Origin of the sequence: Ectopseudomonas composti (assembly GCF_900115475.1) — a bacterium.
In the GTDB taxonomy this organism is placed as follows: Bacteria; Pseudomonadota; Gammaproteobacteria; order Pseudomonadales; family Pseudomonadaceae; genus Aquipseudomonas; species Aquipseudomonas composti.
Window position 1 is genome coordinate 53207 of sequence record NZ_FOWP01000004.1, and the last position, 23595, is coordinate 76801.

22 protein-coding genes are annotated in these 23595 nt (G+C 62.4%); 12 read left to right on the plus strand and 10 right to left on the minus strand.

Annotation, left to right across the window (positions count from 1 at the left end; translation table 11 throughout):
• Window positions 1–71: 71 nt before the first annotated feature.
• Window positions 72–1397: a TAXI family TRAP transporter solute-binding subunit gene (locus BM059_RS08695; protein WP_074938037.1), complete on the minus strand. Its 1326-nt coding sequence runs from the start codon at window positions 1395–1397 to the stop codon at window positions 72–74.
• A gap of 125 nt (window positions 1398–1522) precedes the next feature.
• On the minus strand, window positions 1523–2776 hold the full coding sequence (yjeH, locus tag BM059_RS08700) for an L-methionine/branched-chain amino acid transporter (RefSeq protein ID WP_074938039.1): 1254 nt from the start codon (window positions 2774–2776) through the stop codon (window positions 1523–1525).
• A 123-nt stretch (window positions 2777–2899) separates the two neighbouring features.
• Here yjeH and BM059_RS08705 point away from each other — a divergent pair, with 123 nt between their 5' ends.
• From BM059_RS08705 to BM059_RS08715, 3 genes are read left to right on the plus strand one after another with little or no spacing between them, the layout of a single operon-like run.
• Window positions 2900–3319 (plus strand): Lrp/AsnC family transcriptional regulator, encoded by a 420-nt coding sequence (locus BM059_RS08705; protein WP_036998683.1) that lies wholly within the window; start codon window positions 2900–2902, stop codon window positions 3317–3319.
• Window positions 3316–4536 carry an exonuclease subunit SbcD gene (gene sbcD, locus BM059_RS08710; RefSeq protein ID WP_074938041.1) on the plus strand — a complete coding sequence of 407 codons (1221 nt, stop codon included), beginning with the start codon at window positions 3316–3318 and terminating at the stop codon, window positions 4534–4536. The genes BM059_RS08705 and sbcD overlap by 4 nt, the downstream gene beginning before the upstream one ends.
• Window positions 4537–4568: 32 nt before the next feature.
• The gene (locus BM059_RS08715; protein WP_036998688.1) at window positions 4569–4844 is read left to right on the plus strand and encodes a putative quinol monooxygenase; all 276 of its coding nucleotides are present in this window, start codon (window positions 4569–4571) and stop codon (window positions 4842–4844) included.
• Window positions 4845–4905: 61 nt separating this feature from the next.
• Here the strand turns inward: BM059_RS08715 and BM059_RS25870 are convergent, their stop codons facing one another.
• Together BM059_RS25870 and BM059_RS25875 are read right to left on the minus strand one after the other, a co-directional pair.
• On the minus strand, window positions 4906–5472 hold the full coding sequence (locus BM059_RS25870) for a tyrosine-type recombinase/integrase (protein WP_244154397.1): 567 nt from the start codon (window positions 5470–5472) through the stop codon (window positions 4906–4908).
• A complete protein-coding gene (locus tag BM059_RS25875) occupies window positions 5472–5825 on the minus strand; it encodes a phage integrase N-terminal SAM-like domain-containing protein (protein WP_244154398.1) in 354 nt (117 codons plus the stop codon). Before BM059_RS25875 ends, BM059_RS25870 begins: the two co-directional genes overlap by 1 nt.
• A 226-nt stretch (window positions 5826–6051) precedes the next feature.
• Between BM059_RS25875 and BM059_RS08725 the strand changes: the two genes are divergently transcribed.
• The 7 genes from BM059_RS08725 (at window position 6052) to BM059_RS08755 (ending at window position 13750) form a co-directional block, all read left to right on the plus strand.
• A complete protein-coding gene (locus BM059_RS08725) occupies window positions 6052–6768 on the plus strand; it encodes a hypothetical protein (protein WP_074938043.1) in 717 nt (238 codons plus the stop codon).
• 402 nt (window positions 6769–7170) lie between these two features.
• On the plus strand, window positions 7171–7401 hold the full coding sequence (locus tag BM059_RS08730; RefSeq protein ID WP_074938045.1) for a hypothetical protein: 231 nt from the start codon (window positions 7171–7173) through the stop codon (window positions 7399–7401).
• Window positions 7402–7495: 94 nt separating this feature from the next.
• Window positions 7496–8101, plus strand: coding sequence for an HD domain-containing protein (locus BM059_RS08735; RefSeq protein ID WP_074938047.1), 606 nt, complete (start codon window positions 7496–7498; stop codon window positions 8099–8101).
• Window positions 8102–8186: 85 nt separating this feature from the next.
• The gene (locus BM059_RS08740; RefSeq protein WP_083413252.1) at window positions 8187–9284 is read left to right on the plus strand and encodes a GGDEF domain-containing protein; all 1098 of its coding nucleotides are present in this window, start codon (window positions 8187–8189) and stop codon (window positions 9282–9284) included.
• 67 nt (window positions 9285–9351) lie between these two features.
• Window positions 9352–9717: a hypothetical protein gene (locus tag BM059_RS08745; RefSeq protein WP_074938049.1), complete on the plus strand. Its 366-nt coding sequence runs from the start codon at window positions 9352–9354 to the stop codon at window positions 9715–9717.
• A gap of 53 nt (window positions 9718–9770) precedes the next feature.
• A complete protein-coding gene (locus tag BM059_RS08750) occupies window positions 9771–13205 on the plus strand; it encodes an AAA family ATPase (RefSeq protein ID WP_074938051.1) in 3435 nt (1144 codons plus the stop codon).
• A 2-nt stretch (window positions 13206–13207) separates the two neighbouring features.
• The gene (locus tag BM059_RS08755) at window positions 13208–13750 is read left to right on the plus strand and encodes a hydrolase (RefSeq protein ID WP_074938053.1); all 543 of its coding nucleotides are present in this window, start codon (window positions 13208–13210) and stop codon (window positions 13748–13750) included.
• A 136-nt stretch (window positions 13751–13886) separates the two neighbouring features.
• Here the strand turns inward: BM059_RS08755 and BM059_RS08760 are convergent, their stop codons facing one another.
• A complete protein-coding gene (locus BM059_RS08760; protein WP_074938055.1) occupies window positions 13887–14675 on the minus strand; it encodes a substrate-binding periplasmic protein in 789 nt (262 codons plus the stop codon).
• Between the two features lie 274 nt (window positions 14676–14949).
• Between BM059_RS08760 and BM059_RS08765 the strand changes: the two genes are divergently transcribed.
• Both BM059_RS08765 and BM059_RS08770 read left to right on the plus strand, forming a co-directional pair.
• Window positions 14950–15723, plus strand: a complete 774-nt coding sequence (locus BM059_RS08765; RefSeq protein ID WP_037001910.1) for a substrate-binding periplasmic protein — start codon at window positions 14950–14952, stop codon at window positions 15721–15723.
• Between the two features lie 94 nt (window positions 15724–15817).
• Window positions 15818–17062 (plus strand): SLC13 family permease, encoded by a 1245-nt coding sequence (locus BM059_RS08770; RefSeq protein WP_074938057.1) that lies wholly within the window; start codon window positions 15818–15820, stop codon window positions 17060–17062.
• A 156-nt stretch (window positions 17063–17218) separates the two neighbouring features.
• Here the strand turns inward: BM059_RS08770 and rlmF are convergent, their stop codons facing one another.
• From rlmF to nhaC, 5 genes are all read right to left on the minus strand, one after another.
• Entirely contained in the window at window positions 17219–18220 is a 1002-nt protein-coding gene (rlmF, locus tag BM059_RS08775; RefSeq protein WP_074938059.1) for a 23S rRNA (adenine(1618)-N(6))-methyltransferase RlmF, read from the minus strand.
• A gap of 144 nt (window positions 18221–18364) precedes the next feature.
• Window positions 18365–20194 carry an SLC13 family permease gene (locus BM059_RS08780; RefSeq protein ID WP_074938061.1) on the minus strand — a complete coding sequence of 610 codons (1830 nt, stop codon included), beginning with the start codon at window positions 20192–20194 and terminating at the stop codon, window positions 18365–18367.
• A 32-nt stretch (window positions 20195–20226) separates the two neighbouring features.
• Window positions 20227–20523 carry a winged helix-turn-helix domain-containing protein gene (locus BM059_RS08785; protein WP_037001915.1) on the minus strand — a complete coding sequence of 99 codons (297 nt, stop codon included), beginning with the start codon at window positions 20521–20523 and terminating at the stop codon, window positions 20227–20229.
• 36 nt (window positions 20524–20559) lie between these two features.
• A complete protein-coding gene (gene nhaD / locus BM059_RS08790; protein WP_074938063.1) occupies window positions 20560–21936 on the minus strand; it encodes a sodium:proton antiporter NhaD in 1377 nt (458 codons plus the stop codon).
• 188 nt (window positions 21937–22124) lie between these two features.
• Window positions 22125–23555, minus strand: coding sequence for a Na+/H+ antiporter NhaC (nhaC, locus tag BM059_RS08795; RefSeq protein WP_074938065.1), 1431 nt, complete (start codon window positions 23553–23555; stop codon window positions 22125–22127).
• Window positions 23556–23595 lie beyond the last annotated feature (40 nt).

Below are 23595 nucleotides of genomic sequence, written 5' to 3' on the forward strand. Positions count from 1 at the left end.
CTGCTGTTGCGTAGGGTGGATGTCGCTCTTTACATCCACCGCTTTGGTGCGTCGATGAAGCGTGATCCACCCTACGGTTGGCGGCGTTGCTGCAGTGCGCGCAATCGCTCGATCACATAGCGCACATGCAGGTGCAGCTCATACAGCTGGTTGGAGTACGACAGCGGCACTTCCACAGATGCCAGCTCGTCTTCCATCTGCTCCAGGCGTTCGATCTCACTGCCCAGCTCGTCGGGCAGGGAGCCGGCGTGCAGCTTGCGGTCGACTTCGCGCAGGTACTTGTACCAGCGGTAGATACGCGCGCGAATTCGCCACTGGTAGATCGGCCCGACGGCCTTGAACAGCGGGATCATCACCACGATCAGCGGGATCAGCAGGATGATGTAGCGGTCGGCCAGCGAGGCGATACGAAACGGCAGGTAGCGCTGCAGGATCGGCAGCCCCTTGTCGTAGTAGTGCCCGGCATCCTTGTGCAGTTCGAAGGTGCGTGGTTCGGCACTGGGAAAGGTGCCGGCAGCGTCGAGCAGGGTGCCGTCGCGCATTACTTCGCGACTGGCCTCGAGAAACAGCGGCACCAGTCCGGGGTTGAAGTCGTCGTTGACCACCAGGGTGGCGACCGGCGCCAGGGTGACGATGTCACGATCCGGGGCGTTGCTGGCCAGATCGAGCAGGCCCTCGCCGACGGTCACCTGATTGAAGAACGGCAGGCGCGCTTCATAGGCCGCGGCGCGGCGAAAGTGCGCCAGAGCGATGTCCGGGTTGGCTGCCAGTTGCTGCACCAGGGTGTTTTCTGCCGGGCCGACGAAGAAGGCGGCATCCAGTTCGCCCGCCATCAGCGCGCGGGCGGCCTTGCCGCCGCCGATGCTCTGCCAGCTTTCAGGATATTGTTCGGGCAGGATGGCATTGGCGCCGAGGATGGCGTCGCTGGCGGCGCGGGTTCCGCTGCCTTCGCCACCGAGGCCGAGGCGCAGCGGCAGCAGGTCGGCAATGCGATCCAGGCCGACGTCGCGGCGGTAGAACAGCCACAGCGGCTCCTGATAGATCGCCCCTAGGCTTTCCAGCTTGCGCTGCTGCTCGGGCGCCAGCTGGCGCTCCAGTCCGCTCTGCACCAGGGCGATCTCGACCTGTGGGTCGTTGGCCAGCAGGCGCTGCAAGTTATCGCGCGAACCGGAGGTTGGTACCAGGTTCAGCTCGAAACCTTCCTTGGCCAGCTCCTCTTTCAGTCGCTCGGCGAACTGCTGATAGGCCCCACCCTGGGCTCCGGTGGCCATGCTGGCGCTCATCGGCGGTGGCGGTGCGACGAACTGGAACAGTGCCCAGACCAGGCCTGCCACCACCGGGACTATCCACAGGTTGGCCAGGATCATGATTTTCAGGTCATTGAGTACGCGGCGCATGGTGCTTCCTTTCAGCGAATACGAGGTAAGGATAGAACCCTATGCGCCTCGAGGTCATCCGTAGGGTGATTGAAGCTCTTCCATCCACCGTCAGCTCGCGGTGGAGCGGTGAGGCGTGATCCACCCTACGCCAGCGCCTTGTGCCTTGCGCGCAGATGATCGAGCAGCAGCAGGGCGATGAGCAGCGCCAGCGCATACAACGCATCGCTACCGAGCATCACCAGCACGGCAGCACACAGCAGTGCACTGAGCCCGGCCAGCAGGCGCCAGATGCCGCGCAACAGTACCCAGCCTGCCGCCATGCTGAGCAGATAGATCAGCACGAAGTTGCCGTTGGCATAGCGGATCAGGTCGTCCACCGACAGCTGCAAGGTGGCCGACAGCACTGCGCACAGCGCGCAAGCGATCACCACCAGCAACAGGGCCTTGCCGGGCACGCCCTGACGGTTGCGCACGGCGAGTGTGGCGGGCAGCCGGCCTTCCTCGGCCAGGCTCCAGATCAGCCGGGCGAAGCCCTGGATATACACGTTCATCGAGGCGAAGCAGGCCAGGTAGCCGAGCACCGCTACCAGCACGCGGGCGCGCTCGCCGAGCAGTTGCTCGAACAGACGGGGCAGGGCGGTGGTATCACTGTGCACGTCGCCGTAGGTGACGAAGCTCAGCACCGCCACTGAACAGGCCCAATACACCAGGCCGGCCAGCAGTACACCGAGCAGCAGTGCCAGGGGAAAGTCACGCTCCGGGTGTTTGAATTCCTCGCCCAGGTGGGTGAAAGCCTCGATACCAACGAAGCACCAGAACATCACTCCCAGCGCGGTCGGCAGCAGGTGCCACTGGCCGTCCATGGGCGGCAGCAGAGGTTGGCTGGCACGCGGCAGATCACCCATCCACCAGATCAACGCCACGCTGGCGACGATAGCCACGGCGATCAAGCCCTGCAGCAGTCCTGACGCCTTCGGCGGGCGCTGGCCAAGCAGGAGGATGGCCCCCAGCGTGAGCAGCTCGATAGCCAGCAGGCCGCTGCGATCGAGATCGAACAGCGCCAGCCAGAAGCCGCTGGCGATATGCAGCGCAGCCGGCAGACCGACCGGCAGCACGGCGAGAAACAGCAAGGCGCTGACGCCTTCCATGCGCAGGCCGAAGGCGCGGCCGATCAGGTGCGGCGCGCCGCCGGCATGGGGGAAACGCTTGCCCAACTGAGCGAAGGTGAAGGCCACTGGTAGCACCAGGGCGATGAGGATCATCCAGGCCCACAGCGACGCCTCGTCCGCTGCCGTAGCGGCCAGTGCCGGCACCACGAAGATGCCGGTGCCGAGCAGCGACGTGCTGAGCAGGGCGATACCCTGCAGCAGGCCCAATTCCTTGTTCAATCGACTCATGGGGTATGCTCACGCCTTTGCAGATCCCGCCATGGTAGAGCGCCGCCCGATTACAGGCTGACGCCTTTTGCCGACGAAATGGCGGTTTCCACCGTCAACCTGATTGCCGCCCCGAGAAGCCCCGTGGACAAGTTCGATCGCCAGATCCTCGCCCTGCTGCGCAGCGATGCGCGTACCTCCGTCAGCCAGATCGCCCGTGAGGTCAACTTGTCACGTTCGGCGGTCAGTGAGCGGATTCGTCACCTGGAAGAGAGCGGGGTGATTCGTGGTTATCACGCCCAGGTCGCGGTGCCGGGCGAAGGTGGGGTCAGGGCTTACCTCGAACTTTTCTACCAGAACGCCCGTTGCCAGGATTACGTCGAGCGCATGCGCGAATACCCTGAAATCCGCCATTGCAGCGGTATCAGCGGCGAGACCGACATGCTGGTGCTGGTCGAGGCGCCGAGCATGGCGCGCCTGAGCGAAGTGCGCGCGGCCATCGAGGCCTTCCCGCACATGCAGCGGGTCAAGACCCATGTCGTCGTGCAGGACTGGCCGCTATGAGCCTGCGCATCCTGCACACCTCCGACTGGCACCTGGGCCAGCACTTCATGGGCAAGACCCGTCAGGCCGAGCACCAGGCCTTTTGCGCCTGGCTGCTGGAGCAGGTACGCACGCACCGGGTGGACGTGCTGCTGATCGCCGGCGATGTGTTCGACACTGGGTCGCCGCCCAGCTATGCCCGCGAGCAGTATTACCGTCTGGTGGTGGAGCTGCGCGATGCCGGCTGCGCCCTGGTGGTACTCGGTGGCAACCACGACTCACCCGCCATGCTCGGCGAAAGCCGCAGCCTGCTGGCGCAACTGGGTACCCAGGTGGTGCCGGGCGTCGGGCTCGACCTGGCCGAGCAAGTGCTGGTGCTAGATGATCGTGCCGGCCAGCCGGGCGCCATCCTCTGCGCCATCCCCTTCATTCGTCCACGTGACGTCATGGCCAGCCAGGCCGGGCAGAGCGCACAGGACAAACAACAGTCGCTGCAGCAGGCCATCGCCGAACATTACCGAGCGCTTTACGAACTGGCGCTGAGCACGCGTGAGACGCTGGGCCAGCCGCTGCCGATCATCGCCACCGGCCACCTGACCACAGTCGGCGCCAGTGCCAGCGAATCGGTACGGGAAATCTACGTCGGCAGCCTGGAGGCCTTCCCCACCAGTGCCTTCCCGCCGGCTGACTACATCGCCCTTGGCCATATCCATCGCCCACAGAAAGTCGGCGGCCTGGCACACATCCGCTACAGCGGCTCGCCGATTGCCCTGTCCTTCGACGAAGCGCGCCAGCAGAAGGAGGTGCTGCTGCTGGAGTTCGGCACTGCCGCGCTGCAATCGATCACGGCATTGCCCGTGCCGGTGTTCCAGCCCATGGCCAGCCTGCGCGGCTCACTCAAGGAACTGGCCGTCGCCATCGCCGACATCGCCACACAGGGCACACCCGAGCGCCCCGTGTGGCTGGAAGTGCAGGTGAGCACCGACGACTACCTGAGCGACCTGCAAAGTCGCATCAATGCCCTATGCGAAGGGTATCCCGTGGAGATGCTGCGCATCCGTCGTGAACGCGGCAATGCGGCAGCCAGCCTGGCCAGTGAAGCGCGGGAGACGCTGGACGAGTTGAGCGTGGAAGATGTTTTCGCTCGCCGCCTTCAGCAAGAGACGCTGGAAGAAGAGGATGCACAGCGCCTGCAGGGGTTGTATCGGCAGGTGGTGGAGGCGGTGCAGAGACAATAGCTGCGCGAGCGACTCATCAATAGGGAGGGCTTATGGCCAAAGTGACGCTGAAGGGTTACATCCTGGTGCCGGAAAAGGACTTACAAGAGGTTCGTCGCGAACTGGTCAACCATCGGCGTTTGACGCTGGAAGAGCCCGGTTGCGTTAGCTTTATCGTGACCGAAAGTGCTGAGAGCCCACTCCGCTTCGACGTTTTTGAGGAGTTTGTCGACCGTCAGGCCTTCGCTCTTCATCAGGCGCGTGTTCGTGCTTCTCGCTGGGGGCAAGTGACCGTCGATGTGGTGCGGCATTACGAAGTTCTCGAGTAGGTCGAGCGCATCGCTACCATAGCCCGTATGCAACCCGCGAATACTGTCACGATCAGTCATCTCACCCCAGCGGGCTGACTACACCGGCAAAGCCCTGTCCCAGCACATGCGTATAAATCTGCGTCGTACGTATATCCGCGTGCCCTAGTAGCGTTTGCACTGTGCGGATATCGCTCCCCCGACGCAGTAACTCGGTGGCGAAACTGTGGCGAAAGGTATGGCAACTTGCTGGCTTGTGCAGGTTGGATTGCCGCACGGCATGCCTGACAGCTTTCTGAATGGCACTGACATGAAGGTGATGACGAACGATCTGCCCGTCCTCATCCGTGCAAAGCCCGGTCGACGGGAACAGCCATTGCCACTCGAATGAACATCCGGCCTTGGGGTATTTGCGACGTAACGCAAATGGCAGGCTGACGGGAGCGTGATAAAAGCTGTCCCGCTGCGTCCAGGCGCGAAACATACGCTCTCTGCGCTCCAGCAGCGGTGTGATCAAGGGTGCCGGCAGAAGTGTCGTTCGGTCTTTCGCGCCTTTGCCGTCGTGAATGGTGATGATCTGCTTATCGAAATCCACATCCTTGATTCGCAAACGTGCAGCTTCCACCACTCGCAAGCCGGCGCCATACATCAGCTACTGGCTTCCTCATGCGTAAGTACGCAGGGAATACGCGCTGAGCGTTTTGCGCGCACCACCTCACCCACTTGCCCGAGGGGTTGCTGCAATACCTTGTCGTATAGGAAAACCAGTGCATTGAGTGCCAGATTCTGGGTGGCGGCAGCTACCTGGCGCTCAACTGCCAGCCAGGTGAGGAAAGCATTGACCTCTGCAGCGCCAAGCTCCAGTGGATGGCGCAGTTGATGGAAGCGGATGAAATAGCGAATCCAGTACCAGTAGGATTTTTCTGTGCGGATACTGTAGTGATGCAACCGCATAACCGCCCTGAACTGCTCTTGCAGGCGAGGTTTGCTGGAGGTTTCCATGGCCGACTCCCTGGCTGTGTTTTTGTACAGTAGTAATGGTAGAGCAAAAAGAGGAAGTCAAGCGAATACGTCCAGACACCAGGAGCTGGCTGGTAATATCATGATTTGAAAAGAGTTTTTCCAGGACTGCGATGACGATGATGCGGAGTTAGATGGAAGGATCTACTATCGGATTAGTACCGCCTTCCATCTAATCACTGTTATATTTTAAGGGAATAACTGCGCAATGATCGACGCCATCCTATATAAAGACATAGTAAAGGCCGTTAATAATCAATTTTCAGAACGGCCCAAACGGATAGCATTTTTTGATGGCGTTAGCCCTGCGTCATCAAAAGCAATGGCTGACATCAATGCAAAAACTCACAAGAGAAGCCTGGTTGCAGTTTTGTTTTGCAACCCAAATTCGCAGTTTTGTAAAAGTGAAATCCTAGAGTCTCTCAGCTATTTCCATCATCGCTCTAAAGAGCACATCGATATATTTTGTTGCGGCTATGGTGCTTACTGGCCGCAAAACAAATACCCTGACCTTAAAGTTGTAACAAATATAGACGGAGCAGATTGGAGCTATAGTGACAACTCTTTTGTAGCTGCTCTGGAGGATTTTGAGGGCAAAACAAAATGGCGCTACAGCGGCGAGAATGAGCTCCTGCTATTGGATGTAAGCCCCTCTAGTGATCCTGATGAACTTAATATAAATAGCGCACTTGTTTGCAACTTGGAACAAATGAAAAAAGATGAAGCCTTCACCTCTGTTCGCGCATTATTTGAAAGTATTATTCGTTATGCGGCAAATGACAAAGGTAGCGCGTGGGATTTTAGTGACCAAAAAGGCATGGAAGTTGCCTCCTCATTTTTAAAAGACGCATTCTTAGGGTTACTTCCAAAATCACTTCAGAGTAGTTACCGCAAAGCTGAAAGCTATGCAGTAAAACAAATATAACAACTGGTTCAAATCGTTCGCTTCGCTCACTGGGACGGGCTAAAGCCCGCCCCTTAACCAAACGTTAGCCTAATCGCGTTCCGCTTAATGGTTTTTTGTACCGTGTACAGCCGCAACATCGCTCCGCTGCTTTAGGCTTCACAATTATTCAAAATTTGCGTTTACTGAACGTCAGCCGCCACTATCGGGGCACGTTAAAATCGCAGTTGGTCAGTTACATCGAAACATTGTATTTATTGCGTTTCGCCAAGTTTATCGCGTAACGCGTTACAAGCAGAAAAGCGGTGCTTTAAATTATGCGTACATCCGAGCGTCTAACAATTGGTTCAAATCGCTCGCTGCGCTCACTGGGACGGGCTAAAGCCCGCCCCTTAACCAAAACGTTATACGATTTAGGAAAATATGAAGCGCAATACCACTCAAGTAGAGTTTGAAAAAATTGCTTCAAAATTGATGGCACTGAGTAAAGAGCTAAAAATTCTTGAACCTGAGGTTTCATTAGAAATGGACAAGAAAGCTTTGGCGGAAATTATCAGTAATTTACACTGGGCGGCTGAAAACTCTACTGTCATTGGCTTGCATCAAATTGGTGAGGCGCTGGAAGATAACATGGGAACGGGAATCACCAATTGATATCGTATAACAAGTAGTTCAAGCCGTTCGCCTCGCTCACTCGGAACGGGTTAAAACCTGCCCCTTAACCAAACGGCCGCTATCTACCCCTACTATGATCCTTCTCCCATCATCCTGGGCCCGCGCCTGGTCAGACCTCGGTCTGCAGCCGCCGGCCGGTCTGTTTGAGCAGCTCGTTCGTGCCTATGAGGAGCCGCAGCGGCACTATCACTCACAGCAACACCTGGGCGAATGCCTGACGCATTTCGAGCAGGCGCGACATTTGGCGCAGCAGTCGGGGGAGGTGGCCATCGCGCTGTGGTTTCACGATGCTGTCTACGACGTGCGCGGCAAGGATAACGAGCGCCTGAGTGCAGATTGGGCCTGCCGGGTGCTGGCGAGCTGTCAGGCCAGCCAGGCGACATTGGCGCGGGTCGAGCAACTGATCATGGCCACCCGGCATGACGCCACGCCAAGCGAGCCGGATGAGCAGTTGTTGGTGGATATAGACTTGGCCATTCTTGGCGCCACGCCGGAGCGTTTTGCCGAGTACGACGCCCAGGTGCGTGCCGAGTACGCCTGGGTGCCGGGCTTCGTCTACCGAATGAAGCGGCGTAGCGTCCTTCAGTCATTTCTGGCACGCCCGACGGTCTACAGCACGGATCATTTCAGGGCACGCTATGAGGCACAGGCGCGGATCAATCTGGCTGGCGTGGTTTGACGAGAGATTGAGCGAAGCCCACATCGCACTCGGCACGACAAGCGTTCTATGCTGTGAATAGTGGCTTTTCGACAGGGGAGCGAAAGTGCCGTTGTTCAACACCTTGCTGCGTGCGCTTGACCCTTTGCATGGAGTGCCAGAGGCGACTCGGCAGGCGTTCGCCTGCTGGTATCTGCAGGCGAAGATTCCGCAGATTCGCTACGTGGCGTTTCTCACCACCGGGTTGTACCTGATCTACGCTGCCATCGAGCAGAACGTCGAGACCGATCAGCCCTTCGCACGGCTGATCATTCATGCGCTGTTGGTGCCTGCGGCGTTGCTGAGTATCGGCTTGCTTAGTTTCCAGCCGCGGCGGCAGCCCTTGATGCTGGCGTTGCTCACTGCGGCCCCAATCGTCTCGGTACTGGCCAACCTTTACTTCAACTTCGGCTCGCCGCGCTTTGCCTTCTATGCGCCGGAAATCTACCTCAATCTGATGTGGACCTTTGCCATATCCGGCCTCACGCTGCAGCGTGCGATGCTCACGTCATTGGTTTCGTTGGCGGCGATCCTGCTGGTGACGCTGGAGCACTCGCTGACGCCTGGCATGCAGCGCCTGCACCTGATCTGGATTCTGGCGTCGTTCTCCTTCGGCCTGCTCAGCGCCTTTCTGCTGGAGAAGGCTCACAAACGCATGTTCCTGCATCAGGACAGCCTGGCCCTGAGCGCCAGCATCGACAGCCTGACCGGGTTGTGGAATCGCTCGCGCACCCTGCATTTTCTGATCGAGGAGGTGGCGCGGGCCAATCGCTACGGCACACCGTTCTCGGTGGTGCTGATCGACATCGACCACTTCAAGAGCGTCAACGACACCCATGGCCATGCTGTGGGCGACAACGTGCTGCGTCAGTTCGCCGGGCTGTTGCGTGATGGCGTGCGCGTGGTGGACAAGGTCGGCCGGCTCGGCGGCGAGGAGTTTCTCATCGTCCTGCCGGAGATCGATGCGGCCCATGCCGAGCGCGCCATGCAGGCCCTGCAGGCGCGCATCAACGGCTTTGCCTTCGACCGCGTGCAGCGCAAGAGCGCCAGTTTCGGCATTGCCGAGTACCGCCCCGGCGAGAGCCTGGACAGCCTGATGGAACGCGCGGATCAGGCGATGTACCGCGCCAAGGCCAACGGCCGCGACCGTATCGAGATACTGTGAGCGCAGGCCTGAACCGCTCATGAGCGGCCGGGTCGAAAGCGCTACAACCCTTCCAGTGGAGAGCGTCATGCAAAGAACTGCACAGATTATTCTCGCGGCTGCGGCCATTCCCCTGTTGTTGGTCGGCTGCGCCAAATCCTCCGGCGAGCAGGACGCCAAGGTGACCGAGCAATGGCAGGGGCGTTGGAACGGGCCCGAGGGCACCTACCTGGATATCAGTGGCACGCCGACTGACTACCGCCTGACCATCGCCAACCTCGACGGCCCGCGTCGTTTCGTCGGCCGTGCGCAGGGCGCGAAGATCGTCTTCGTGCGTGATGGTGTGGTGGAGAGCATCAGCGCCACCGACGGCGAAGCCACCGGCATGAAATGGCTGCTGGATAAACAGAACTGCCTGACCGTACGCAGCGGCGAGGGCTATTGCCGCGACTGAATCGTTACCTGGATATGCCAGAATGACGGCCTTCAACGGCTTACGACCTGTGCATGAAAATCCTCAGCCTGCGCCTCAAGAATCTCAACTCCCTCAAGGGCGAATGGAAGATCGACTTCGCTGCCGAGCCTTTCGCCGGTAGCGGTCTGTTCGCCATCACCGGGCCAACCGGTGCGGGCAAGACCACCTTGCTCGACGCTATCTGTTTGGCCCTGTATCACCGCACGCCGCGCATGAGCACGTTGTCGGCCAGCGGCAACGAGCTGATGACGCGGCACACCGCCGACTGCCTGGCCGAGGTCGAGTTCGAGGTGAAAGGGCAGGGCTACCGCGCCTTCTGGAGCCAGCGCCGTGCGCGCGACAAGGTCGACGGTGCGCTGCAGGCGCCCAAGGTGGAGCTGGCGCGTATCGCCGATGGCGAAATCCTCACTGACAAGATCCGCGAGAAGGAAAGCCTGACTGCCGAGCTGACCGGCCTGGACTTCGAGCGTTTCACCAAATCCATGCTGCTGGCCCAGGGTGGCTTTGCAGCGTTTCTCGAAGCCAATGCCAACCAGCGTGCCGAGCTGCTGGAGGAGTTGACCGGCACCGAGGTCTACGGGCAGATATCCCAGCAAGTCTACGAGCGCACCAAGGCCGCCGAACAGGCGCTGGGCCTGCTGAAAAGCCGCGCACAGGGCATGGAACTGCTGGATGAGGCGCAACGCGCCGAACTGCAGGCCGAAGCCGAGCGCCTGACTCAGGAGCAGGCCCCGCTGCAAGTCGAACAACAAACGCTGCTGGTCGGGCAGCGCTGGCGTGAGGCGCTGCAGCGTGCCGAGCAACAAGCCGGCGAGGCGGCGCAAGGGCTGGAGCAGGCCCGGCAACGTCAGGCTGCTGCAGTCGAGGACCTGGAGCGTTTGGCCGCCAGCGAGCCGGCAGCGCGTCTGCTGCCACTGCACCAGGCCTGGCAACAGGCGCAGCACGATAGCCAGCAGGCCGAGCGAGATTTGTTCGCGCTGCGCGAGCAACTGCAGATGTGCGCCGAGCGTGAACTGCAGGCACTGTGGCAGGCCAGCCATAATGCGGCGCACTGGCGTGAGCAGCGCCACGTCGCGCTGACGCAGGTGCAACAGCAGCACGTCGAGGTGCAGGCATGGCTGAGCGAGCGCAGCTCGCAGGCGCGCCTGGGCGAATTGCTCAGTGGCTGGGATGAGCGCTTCACACAACGGGCCAAGGCTGAGCAGGCGCAGCAGACAGCGCAAGCGCGCCTGAGCGAATCCGTTGTGCAACTGACGACCTTGCAGCGCCAGCGTGACGAGCAGGGAGTGCATCTGACAACGCTGCAACAGCAGGTGCGGCAGGCGCGTGACGCCGAGGTGCAGCAGCAGGGCGCTGTGCAGGCTTTGCTGGGCGAAGCGGGAGAGGCGGGCTTGCGCCAGGACTGGCAGCGCCTGCAAACACGCAGCCGCGTGTTCGACCGCCTGCAGCAACTGGCGCAGAGTCGCGAAGCCTTGGGCGCACAACTGGCCGAGCTACCACCGCGTCTGGCTGAGCTGCAGCGCCGGCAGGCGGACAAGAACACCGAGATCAACGCCCTGCGCGAGCGTTACAAGGCGCTCAAGCAGCAGGTCGCCGACAAGGAAAAGCTGCTGGAGCAAGAACAGCGCATTCAGGATCTGGAGGCGTACCGCGCCCGCCTGCAGCCAGGCGAGGCCTGCCCGCTGTGCGGCTCGCACGAACATCCGGCGATCAGCCAGTACCAGGCGCTGAATGTCTCGGCCACCGAACAGGCGTTGGCGCAGTGTCGCAGCGAGTTGAGCGACCTGGAGAACCAGGGCGCCAATCTGCGTGATGAGCTGACCCGCCTGGCCGCGCAAATCGAGCAGGTGCAGACGCAACAGGCTCAGGCGGAGGCGCAATTGTTGCCACTGGATCAGCAATGGCAACAGCAACTGAGCGAGCAGGACATCCGCCTGCAGGACACTGCCGAGCTGACAATTTTGCAACAACAGCACGAGCACGAACTGGCTGCGCTACACGCGCGCCTGGAAGCTGCGCAGGCGCAGCAAACCGAGCTGCAGCGTCTGCGCGAGTTGCGCGAAAGCGCTGAGCGCGAGCAGGCCGAGGCCGAGCGGCAGCAGGCAATACTCAGCCGCGATCTGGACAACACCCAGGCGCGCCTGGCCGAGCAACAGGCGCATCTGAACGCGCTGCAGACCGAACAGGCACAGCAGGCTCAGGAGCTGCTGGCCAGTCTGCAAGGCTTCGCCAACGAGTTGCCGGCCGACGGCGCGGGTTGGCTCGCGCAGCAGAAAGCCGCCTGGCACGCCTGGCAGCAGACGCAGGCGCGCGAGCAGCAGTTGCTCGACCTCGAGCGCGAGGCGCAGCGACAACTGGACGACGCTCAGGTGCAGGCCGAGCACTGGCAGTCGCGTTGGCAGGAATCGGGTGCGCCGAACCTGGCTGCCCCCGTGCCGGCTACCGACCCGCAGCAGGCCCTGCGTGAATCCGCCGAGCGGCTGGCAGCGACCCAGCGTGAGCGCGATGGTTTGGCCGGTAGCGAGCAAGCCCAGGCGGCCTTGCTCGTGCGTGAACAGCAACGCCTGCAAGCCGGTCAGCAGGCCTGGCAACAGGCGCTGCTGAGCAGCCCTTTCGCCGATCAGGCCGCGTTCGAAGCTGCCGTGCTGAGTGATGACGAACGCGAACGCTTGCTGCAACTCAAGGCCGATCTCGAACGCTCTCACACCCAGGCCGCGACCCTGCTGACGGCGGCTCAGGCCGAGGTCCAGCGCCTCATGGCCGAGCCGCAAACTGCCTTGAGCCTGGAGCAGTTGGCCGAGCAGATCCAGGCATTGCAGGAGCGCCTGCGCGCCCTCAGCGAGCGTCAGGGGGAGTTGCGAGCGCAGTTGCAGGCCGACGAGGCGCGGCGCAGCAGCCAGCAGGCGCTGTTCGCCGAAATCAATGCACAGGAGAGCGAGCAGCGCCTGTGGCAACAGCTCAACGGCCTGATCGGCTCGGCCGACGGTGCCAAGTTCCGCAAGTTCGCCCAGGGCCTGACTCTCGATCACCTGATCCACCTGGCCAACCGTCAACTGACGCGTTTGCACGGTCGCTACCAACTGGCGCGCAAGAGCAGCGGCGAGCTCGAATTGGAGGTCTGCGACACCTGGCAGGCCGACGTGGCGCGCGACTGCCGCACGCTGTCCGGTGGCGAGAGTTTCCTGGTCAGCCTGGCGTTGGCGTTGGCGTTGTCGGATCTGGTCAGCCACAAGACCAGCATCGACTCGCTGTTTCTCGACGAGGGTTTCGGCACCTTGGACGGCGAGACGCTGGAGGTGGCGCTGGATGCGCTGGACAACCTCAACGCCAGCGGCAAGACCATCGGCGTGATCAGCCACGTCGAGGCGATGAAGGAACGTATTCCCGTGCAGTTGCGGGTGCACAAGGGCGTCGGCCTCGGTTACAGCCGGCTCGACGCGCGTTTTGCGGTGAAGGAAGGAGCGTAGTGATGCTGATGCGAGCGAAGGATTCCACCTTGCTGGTGATCGATCTGCAGGAGCGGCTGCTGCCGGCCATCGACGGTGGCGCGGCAGTGGTCGAGCAAGCCACCTGGCTGGTGCAAGTAGCGCAGCGGCTGCGCGTCCCGGTGATCGCGACCGAGCAGTACCCCAAGGGGCTGGGTTATACCGAGCCGGGCCTGCATGAGCTGCTGCCGGGCGATGGGCTGCGCGAGAAGATTCACTTCTCGGCAACCGCCGGGGCCGGGGTGTTCGATTTGCCCGGTGGCGAGCGCCGGCAGTTCGTCGTCTGTGGCACGGAAACCCATGTCTGCGTGCTGCAGACGGTAATGGGCTTGCTGGCGGCTGGGCGTGAGGTGTTCGTGGTCGACGAGGCCGTGGGTTCGCGTCGGCCGCGCGACAAGGCACTGGGCCTGGCGCGTATGGAGCGTGCCGGCGCGGCGATCGTCTCGCGCGAGATGGTCGCCTTCGAATGGCTGGAGCAGGCCGGCACCGAGCTGTTCCGTGAGGTCAGCCGCGGTTTTATTCGCTGATCATTGACTGCCCATTTCTGGCTCCCCGCCTTCGCGGGGATGACGACTGTCTGAAGTTCTCGTCATTCCCGCGCAGATTCGTAGCCCGGATGCAATCCGGGAATATCAAGTACCGCTGCCCCGGATTGCATCCGGGCTACGGGCTGGTCCGCTCCGGTACGGGTTGGTAGTGGCCGGCCTGCAGGTCGTCGAAGTACTTCTGGTAACGGCCTTCGGCGCGAAACTGTTGCAGGCGGGCGTTGAAGCGCTCGCGTAGCGCTTTGCTACGTGCCAGACGCTTGGGCAGCATCAGGTAACTGAGGTTGACCAGCAGCGGTTTGGGGTGGTGGGTGATCCGCTCGGCATCCTCCCTGGAGAACTCGTTACGCAGCGCGGCGTAGCCGACATTGAGCTCCTGCGGATAGAGCACCACGCGCTCCTTGAGCAGTTTCTCGAAGTTCTGCCGGTCGCTGGACACCCGTTCGATGCGTACCTTGCCCTCGGCAAGAAAGGCGTCGAAAGCCGGCCCGTAGCTGTATTCCAGGCCGCCGCCGAGGTTCATGCCGCTGAGGTCGTCGAAGCGCTGCCAGTCGAACGGCTGGGTTTTCAGGTGGAAGAACACGAACTGCTCGTCGAGCAGCGGGGCACTGAAGAGAAAGTCCGCCTCACGCTCGGTCTTGTGCATCCATACGGCGCTGGCGTCGTAACGGCCTGCGGCGGCTTCGGCGTAGGCGCGTGGCCAGGGCAGGAAGGTAAATTCGACGCGGTAGCCTTCCTCGGCCAGCAGGTCACGCAGCAGGTGAGCCACCGGCCCCTGGTGTTCCAGCTTGGCGGACAGGTAGGGCGGCCATTCACCGGCGCTGATCCGTAACAAAGGCGCCTCCGCCGCCGCGAGAGGGCTGGAGCAGAGCAGGCTAAACAGTACGATCAGCAGACGTTGACGCATCTGTAGTCCTCGACAGCGCGGGCAACAGGAGGCTGGCACTCTACTGTTTTTGTCCTGTTGATCCCAGTCATGCTCCAGGCTGCCCGGTAGTGGAATGATTGAAGCCTAGCGTCTGGCCTGGCCGTGTGCTGCTGGCCCGTGATCGTCGGTGTGCACCAAATTGCTGCAGACGGTTCAAGGCGAATATGCCTATGCTTGGCACAGCACAAGAAGTCGGTGACAAACCGCGTATCGAATGCCCGTCGTCAGGCATTCCGGTGATGGAGTCTCGTTTTTGCACAAAGCGCTGCATTACTGCTTGCTCTGGCTGCTGGCCGGCACCTGTTATGGCGCCCAGCCAACCTTGACGTTCTGTCATGAAGATCAGAACGCCTACCCTTGGGTGATGACCGACGGCACAGGCCTCAATCTGGAACTGCTCAATCTGGTAAAGCAGGCGCTGGAGCTGCAGGTGGTGTACGTGGCGGTACCCTGGAAGCGTTGTCTGTCAGGCATGCAGCAGGGCCTCTATGACGGTGCTTTCGCTGCAAGCTTCAAGACCGAGCGCCTGCAGATGGGCCATTACCCCACCGATGCCGATGGTCGCCCGGATGCCAGCAGGCGTTTGCACTCTTCGCGTTATACCCTGTATCGCCGTGTCGGCAGCGCGGTGTCCTGGGACGGTCAGCATTTCAGCCAGGTGAATGGCCGCGTCGGCTCGCTCAGTGGTTTCTCCATTCGCGATCTGCTGCTGGCCCATGGGCTGGAAGTGGACGAGTCCAGTCGCGATCCACTGGCGTTGTTGCAGATGCTGGTGCACGGTCGGGTCGAGGCCGTCGCCTTGCAGACCATGCGCGGTGATTTCGTTCTGCAGGCCAATCCTCAACTGGCTCAGCGGGTGGAAAAATTGCCGCAACTGCTCGAGGAAAAGCCCTATTACCTGATGCTGTCCAACACGCTGCTTATGCGTGACCCTGATCTGGCCGAGCGAATCTGGGCAGAGGTGCAGCATCAGCGTGAATCGCCGGCCTATCAGGCACACGTGACGGCTTACCTGGCGCGGCCCTGAGAGCCATAAAAAAGTGCGGCGGACTATTCCCGTCTCGCTTGGCTCTCGCTAGAGTCCGCGGCTCCTTTCGTGCATCCGTTCGGGTGGATAGCGCATGACCTTCGCTGCCTGGCTGACCATTGGCCTGTTCGTCCTCACCTATCTGGGCATGGCCGCTGGCGGCGTTCGCGGTTTGCGCATCGACCGCAGCTGGATCGCCTGTTGCGCTGCAGTGCTACTGTTGGTCAGCGGTGCGCTGAGCATGGAGGATGCGGCCCATCATCTCGACCCGGGGGCGTTGTTGCTGCTGTTGGCGCTGATGCTGATTTCCGCGCAGTTCGACTTTTCCGGGGTGTATGCCTGGCTCAATCGCTACCTGACCGAGCATGCCGAGCGTCCGGCGGTTTTGCTGATGGGCGTGGTGCTGCTGGGGGGCTTGCTCTCGGCGGTGCTGGTCAACGATATCGTCGCTTTCGCCCTGACTCCGCTGCTGTGTCGCAGCCTGCATCTGCGCGGGTTGGAGCCACGGCCGTTTCTCCTGGCGCTGGCGTTGTCGTGCAACGCCGGCTCGGCCGCGAGCCTGATCGGTAACCCGCAGAACATTCTCATCGGCCAGGCTGGCGGCCTGGATTTCTGGGGCTATGTGGCCGTCGCGGGGCCGCCTGCGGTGGCCGCGATGGCGATCGTTTATGCGGTGATCTGGCTGCAGTGGCGTCATCGCTGGGGCGAGGCCAAGCCGCTGGCGGCGGACGATACGCCGGTCGAGCATATCTATGGTGCGCACAGCTATCTCAAACCACTGCTGGCCAGCCTGGCCTTGCTGGCGCTGTTCGCCACTGCGATGCCGCGCGAGCTGTCGGCGCTATTGGTCGCGGTGCTGGTGATGGCCTCGCGCCGGGTAGACAGCCGCGACTACGTGAACAAGGTGGACTGGAACCTGTTGCTGCTGTTCGTGGGCCTGTTCCTGGTCAGCGGCGCCGCGCTGCAGTTGCCGCAACTGGCGCAGGGGGCGGCCTGGTTGGCCGAGTATGGCCTGCTGCCGCAGGGCGTGGTGTCGCTGGCCACCGCCTCGCTGGTGGCGGGCAATCTGATCGGCAACGTGCCCTTCGTGGTGTTGCTGCTGGGGCTGATGCCGGAGTTGTCGCATTCGGTGCTGATCGGTCTGGCGGTCATGTCGACCCTGGCCGGCAACCTGCTGCTGATTGGCAGTGTGGTCAACCTGATCGTCGCTGAAGGGGCGAAACGTCAGGGCGTCAGCCTGGGGTTCGTCGATTATGCGCGCAGCGGCGTACCGGTGACGCTGCTGAGCATGACGGTGGCCGGGCTTTGGCTGGTGTGGGGCGGCTGGCTGCCCTGGTAACTGCGCCGTAGGGCGGACTCAGGAGCCTAAGCGAACAGTCCGCCATGGAGGCCGGTAAGGGATTGTGGTGGTGTACTGCTGCGTGAACGGAACGCCCCCGGTACGCCCTACTTAGCTACGGATAGCGCGTAGGGTGCGCCGTGCGCACCAGCTGCCTCAACGCCAACGGATTTGCCGCCAGGTGCTGCGCTCTTCGGCATTCTTGAACGTCCAGGCCACCAGGCGGCTCTGCTTCTGCCCTTGGGACATGCCGAGGATGCGTACCTCGGCAGCGCCGGCTTTGGCCAGCCAGCCCTGTAGCAACTCGACGTTGCTGCCTTTGGATACCAGGCTGCTGAACCACAGCACCTGCTCCGCCACTTGCGCGCTTTCGCTGGCCATGCGCTTGAGAAAGGCGGCTTCGCCACCCGGGCACCACAACTCTGCTGCCTGGCCGCCGAAGTTGAGCACCGGCAACTTGCGCTTGGGGTCGAGCTTGCCCAGGTTGCGCCACTTGCGCGTGCTGCCACTGCTGGCTTCATCGGCGCTGGCGTGAAAGGGCGGGTTGCACAGGGTCAGGTCGACTGCTTCGTTCGCCTGCAGCAGGCCGAGGAAGATGTGCTCGGCATTGGCCTGCTGGCGCAGTTCGATGCCGCCCGCCAACTGCGGGTTGGCCCTGACGATGGCGCGCGCGGAGGCCAATGCAGCGTCTGCGATGTCGGCCCCGAGAAACTGCCAGCCGTACTCGCAATGGCCGATCAGCGGATAGATGCAGTTGGCGCCGACACCGATATCCAGCGCGAGGATATTGGCGCCACGGGGTATCTGCCCATCGTTGTCGCTCGCCAGCAGATCGGCAAGGTTGTGCAGGTAATCGGCGCGCCCTGGAATTGGCGGACACAGGTAGCCATCGGGGATATCCCAGTGGCGGATGCCGTAGTACTGCGCCAGCAGCGCGCGGTTGAACACCTTGACCGCCGCCGGGTTGGCGAAGTCGATGCTCGGCTTGCCATAGGGGTTGGTGATGACGAAACCGCCCAGCTCGGGGCTTGCCTTGATCAGCGCCGGGAAGTCATAACGCCCCTGATGGCGATTGCGCGGATGCAGCGCGCCCTTGGCCGGTGCGGTCTTCACCGCGGCGGGCGCGGGCTTGCGGGGGCGTTTCGGGGACTGGGGCATGAACGAGCTTCGGCGATTCGGGGTGCGGGATTTTCCCATAGTCGGGCTGGGCACGCACTGCATTCGGGACAAGGGAAGCTGGTGCGCGGCACCCTACGTCCCCGGCGTTGCGATTGGTAGCCTGCGCGTGCGCACCGCAGACACTCAGAGCGGAAAGATCAGCGGTACCAGCGCCACGCTGACGATCATCACCAGCAGGGTGAAGGGCACGCCGATGCGCACGAAGTCGCCGAAACGGTATTGGCCTGGCCCCAGCACCAGGGTGTTCACCGGCGAGGAGATCGGCGTCATGAAGGCGGCCGAGGCGGCCAGGGCCACAGTCATGGCGAAGGGCAGCGGCGAAACGCTCAGCGCTTGTGCGGTGGCGATGGCCACCGGCGCCATCAGCACCGCCGTGGCGGTGTTGGAGATGAACAGGCCGATCACCGCGGTCAGGGCGAACAGGCTGGCGAGTATCAGCCTTGGGCTGGCATCGCCAAGACCGCTGACCAGTCCCTGCACCGCCAGCTCGACACCGCCAGTCTGTTGCAACGCCTGGGCGAAGGGCAGCATGCCGACGATGAGGATCAGCGTTGGCCAGTGAATGGCACGGTAGGCGCTATCCAGGTCGATGCAGCGAAACGCGCCCATCAACAGGCAGGCGATCAGTGCAGCCTGCACGTTGGGCACCAGGCCACTGACCATCAGCAGCACCATCACCGCCAGGCTGAGCAATGCGTAGGGTGCCTTGCGCGCAGCAGGTGCCACCTCGGCCACTTCCGCCGGCAGGCTGAGCACCAGAAAATCGCGGCTCAACCCCTGCAGGCGGTGGATGTCGCGCCAGGCGCCGGCCACCAACAAGGTGTCGGAGGCCTTGAGCTTTTCGTCCACCAGCACGCCTTCCAGTGCCTGGCCCTGGCGGCGCAGGCCGACCACGTTGAGTTTGTGCCGCGAGCGAAAGCCCAGTTCCTGGATGGTCTTGCCTGGCAGTTGCGATTCCGGCGGCAGCGCCACTTCGGCCAGGCCCAGCTCGTGGGCGTGCAGGCTGAAATACGAATGCGGCAGCGGCATGGGTTCCAGGCCCAATGCCTGGTAGCTGCCGAGCAGGCCGATGGTGGGGCTGGCGATGTCCACCAGCAGCACGTCGCCCGGCTCCAGCAGGGTATTACCGCTGGCCATCAGCAACAGGGTGCGCAGGCGCTGGCGGCGTTCGATGGCGATGACATTGATGCCATGTTCGCGGCGCAGTTGCAGTTCGTTGAGTACCTGATTGGCCAGAGGCGAGTCGGCGCGCACCTGCAGGCGCCGCTCGCGTTCGCTCAGGCGATAGCGCTCGGCAAGGTCGGCCAGGGTCAGGCGTGGTGGCTCGGCGTTGCCATCGGCGTCGCTGCGTACCAGCCAGCGGCGGGCGATCAGCATGTAGCCGACACCGAGCACCAGCACCGCCAGGCCGATGGGCGTGAGATCGAAAAAGCCAAAACCCTCCAGCCCGGCGCGGCGCAGTTCGGCATGCACCACCAGGTTCGGCGGCGTGGCCACCAGCGTCAGCATGCCGCTGATCAGCCCGGCGAAGGCCAGGGGCATCATCAGTCGCGCCGGGGCGATGCGCAGGCGTGCCGCCACACCGAGCACCACGGGGATGAAGATCGCCACCACGCCGGTGGAACTCATCACCGAACCGAGGCCTGCCACTGCCAGCATCAGCAGGATCAACAGGCGCGTCTCACTGCTGCCGGCCTTGGCCACCAGCCAGTCGCCGAGGCGGTAGGCGATGCCAGTGCGCACCAGGCCGTCGCCGATGATGAACAGCGCAGCGATGAGAATGACGTTGGCGTCGCTGAAGCCGGCCAGGGTCTGCTGCAGGTCGAGCACACCGGTCAGCGGCAGGGCGACCAGCACCAGCAGGGCGACCACGTCCATGCGTGGCTTGCCGATGATGAAGAGGGTGACGGCGCCGGCCAGCAGGCCGAGCACCCAGAGCAGATCAGGATTCATCATGCTTCCCAGAAAGTATGGGAGCGATTATCTCAGGGATAACCGAGCGTGGTTTTGATCTGCTGCAGGTTGGCGGCGATCCAGCGTTTGTCGATCGGCCCCCAATCGCGAATCTGGTAGTGACCGGCGTTATTGCGTTCGCCCTGGTTCTGCTCGAACTGGCAGTCGATATCCAGCTCGGCCAGTGCGGCGAGGGTGTCCTGTGCGGTGCGCCGTGGCATACCGGTGGCGTCCATCAGCGCCGGCACGCTGACGGCCTGGCCGCTGTCGATCAGCCAGGCTACGTAAAGGCGGCGGTAGAAACTGGTGCGGGTCTTGCTCGTCTGCATGCTGACTCCCTGTACGGTTCCGAGCGCCGCACCGGGTCAGGCGGCGAACATCAGGATGTAGGTGGCGGCGCCGGCCAGGTAGCCGATGAAGGCCAGGCCGGTGATCCTCTTCAGATACCAGATGAAGTTGATCTTCTCCATGCCCATGGCAGCCACACCCGCCGCCGAACCGATGATCAGGCAGCTGCCGCCGGTGCCGGCGCAGTAGGCGAGCATTTCCCAGAAGTTGCCATCGACCACGAAGTTGCGCAGCCATGGCAGTTCGTCAGCGGCCGCCGTGGCCAGGGTTTCGGGGCTGATCAGCGGATACATCTTCATGGCACCGGCGACCATCGGCACGTTGTCCACCACGGCCGAGAGCATGCCGATGGAGATGGCGATGCTGTAGATGTTGCCCAGGCTGTCCTTGAGCAAGGTGGCCACCTGAATCAGGTGACCGGCGCTGGACAGCGCGGAAACCGCGAGCAGGATGCCGAGGAAGAACAGCACGCTGGTGATGTCGATACGGCGCAACACGCCGACCACCGACAGCGGGTCCTTCTCTTCGCTGTTCTTGCTGCGGTGGATGATCTCGGTGGTGATCCACAGCAGGCTGAGGCCGAAGAGGATTCCCATGTACGGTGGCAGGTGAGTGATGGTCTTGAAGATCGGCACGAAGATCAGTGCACCCAGGCCCAGGCCGAACACCAGGTTGCGTTCGAACGGCGTGGTCGGGTCGCGGCGGCTCTCGCTGCTTTCCTTGATGCGCGGTTCGGCCACTTCGCCCTTGAGGCGAAAACTCATGATCAGCAGCGGCACCAGCAGGCAGACCAGGCTGGGCAGGAACAGCTTGACGATGATGCCGGTGGCGGTGACCTGATTGCCGATCCACAGCATGGTGGTGGTGACGTCGCCGATCGGCGACCAGGCACCGCCGGCATTGGCGGCGATGACCACGATGCCGGCATAGAACCAACGCTCGTGCCGGTCGGCGATCAGTTTGCGCAGCAACGAGATCATCACGATGGTGGTGGCCAGGTTGTCCAGTGCCGAGGACAGGAAGAAGGTAATCAGCCCCACCAGCCACAGCAGGTGCACGCGCTTGTGCGTGCGGATACGGTCGGTGATGACCTTGAAGCCCTCGTGGGCATCGATCAGTTCGACGATGGTCATCGCGCCCATCAGGAAGAACAGGATTTCGGAGATTTCACCGAGGTGATGACGCAGCTCCTCGACCACGTGATGGGTGTTGGTGCTGGAGCCGGCGGTCCCGGTGCCGAGCATTGGCAGAATGCTGTCTGCGCCGAGAACCAGCAGGGTCCAGGCGATCACGGCAGTGAGCAGTGCGGAAGCTGCCTTGTCGATTTTTAACGGATGTTCGAGTGCAATACACAGGTAGCCGAGGATGAAGACGAGTGCCATCAACGCATACATGGTCGGAGTTCCGCTCTGATTTTTATTGGTAGTGACGTGCCGGAGGATTGCTGTCAGGCGGGTGAAGATGCCTGAAACAATTGGAAAAAGGGAAGGTTTTTATAGCGAAACGGGCAAAGGCAGGAGCATTTCGCTACCTGATGAGAATAGTCGGGCCGGCGCGCTGGCTGGCCCGAACGAAGCCGAGGTCAGACGGAGGTCAGCGCCTTGGGTGGCAGCAAGTAGGCCAGAGCGATGGCCATCACCGGCATGAGCAGGTTGAAGAAGCAATACGGCAGGTAGCTCAGTGTCGCCACGCCCAGTGTGGCGGCCATGTAGGCGCCGCAGGTGTTCCAGGGCACCAGCACCGAGGTCAGGGTGCCGCCGTCTTCCAGCGCCCGTGACAGGCTGGTCGGCGCCAGGCCGCGTTTCTCGTATTCGGCGCGGTACATACGGCCTGGCAGTACCAGGGCGATGTACTGGTCGGCGGTGATGACGTTGGTGCCGATGGTGGTGGTAATGGTGCTAGCGACCAGGCCGCTGTCGCTGCGTACCAGACGCAGGGCGCTCTGCAACAGGCGCTGCAGCAGGCCGAGGCGCTCCAGTACGCCGCCAAAGCACATGGCGCAGATGATCAACCACACGGTGGTGAGCATGCTGGCCATGCCGCCCTTGGACAGCAGGCCATCGAGTTCGGCGTTGCCACTGGCCGACTCATAGCCGGCGAACAGCGCAGTCCATACCGTTTTCAGCGGCGCCAGTGCGCCGACCGCCGGGTCGCTCAGGCGCGCCATCACCTCTGGCTGGAACACTATGGCGAATACGGCGCCGAGCAGGGCAGCGAGAAACACCGCCGGAAAAGCGGCCCACTGGCGTACCGCGAGCAGCAGCAGGAAGGCCACCGGCAATAGCAGGTGCCAGCCCAGGTTGAACTGCGCTTCCAGCGCCGTCAGCACCTCGACGATACGTCCGGTGTCGTGCTCGGCGCTGGCCTGCTGGCCGAGGGTGAAGAAGATCACCAGCGTGATCAGCAGTGCTGGCACCGTAGTACGCAGCATGTTGCGAATATGCGCGAACAGGTCGGCGCCGGCGGCGGCTGGCGCCAGGTTGGTGGTGTCCGACAGTGGCGATAGCTTGTCGCCGAAATAGGCGCCGGAAATGATCGCCCCGGCGGTGATCGCCGGGTCCAGTCCCAGGCCGGCTGCCACGCCCATCAGGCCGATGCCCAGGGTGCCGGCCACCGTCCAGGAACTGCCGATGGACAGCGCGGTGAGCGCGCAGATCAGGCAACTGGTGAGGTAGAAGTACTCGGCGCTGATCAGCTTCAGGCCCAGCCAGATCATGGTCGGCACCGTGCCGGCGAGAATCCAGGTGCCGATCAGCGCACCGACCGCGAGCAGAATCAGGTTGGCCTTCATCGCCATATGGATGCCGGCAAGTATGCCCTCCTCGATCTCAGCCCAGCGCAGGCCATTCTTCAGGCCGACCAGGCCGGCGACGAAGGCGGCGCTCATCAGGGCGATCTGGTTCGGGCCGCTGGAGGAGCTGTCGCCGAACAGATAAACGGAGAGGCTGAGCAGCACGACGAGTACGCCAATCGGTAGCAACGCGTCGAGCAGGGAAGGGGAGCGGGCAGTCATGGGTGTTCCGGGTAATCGATCAAACAAGGGGTAGAGGCCT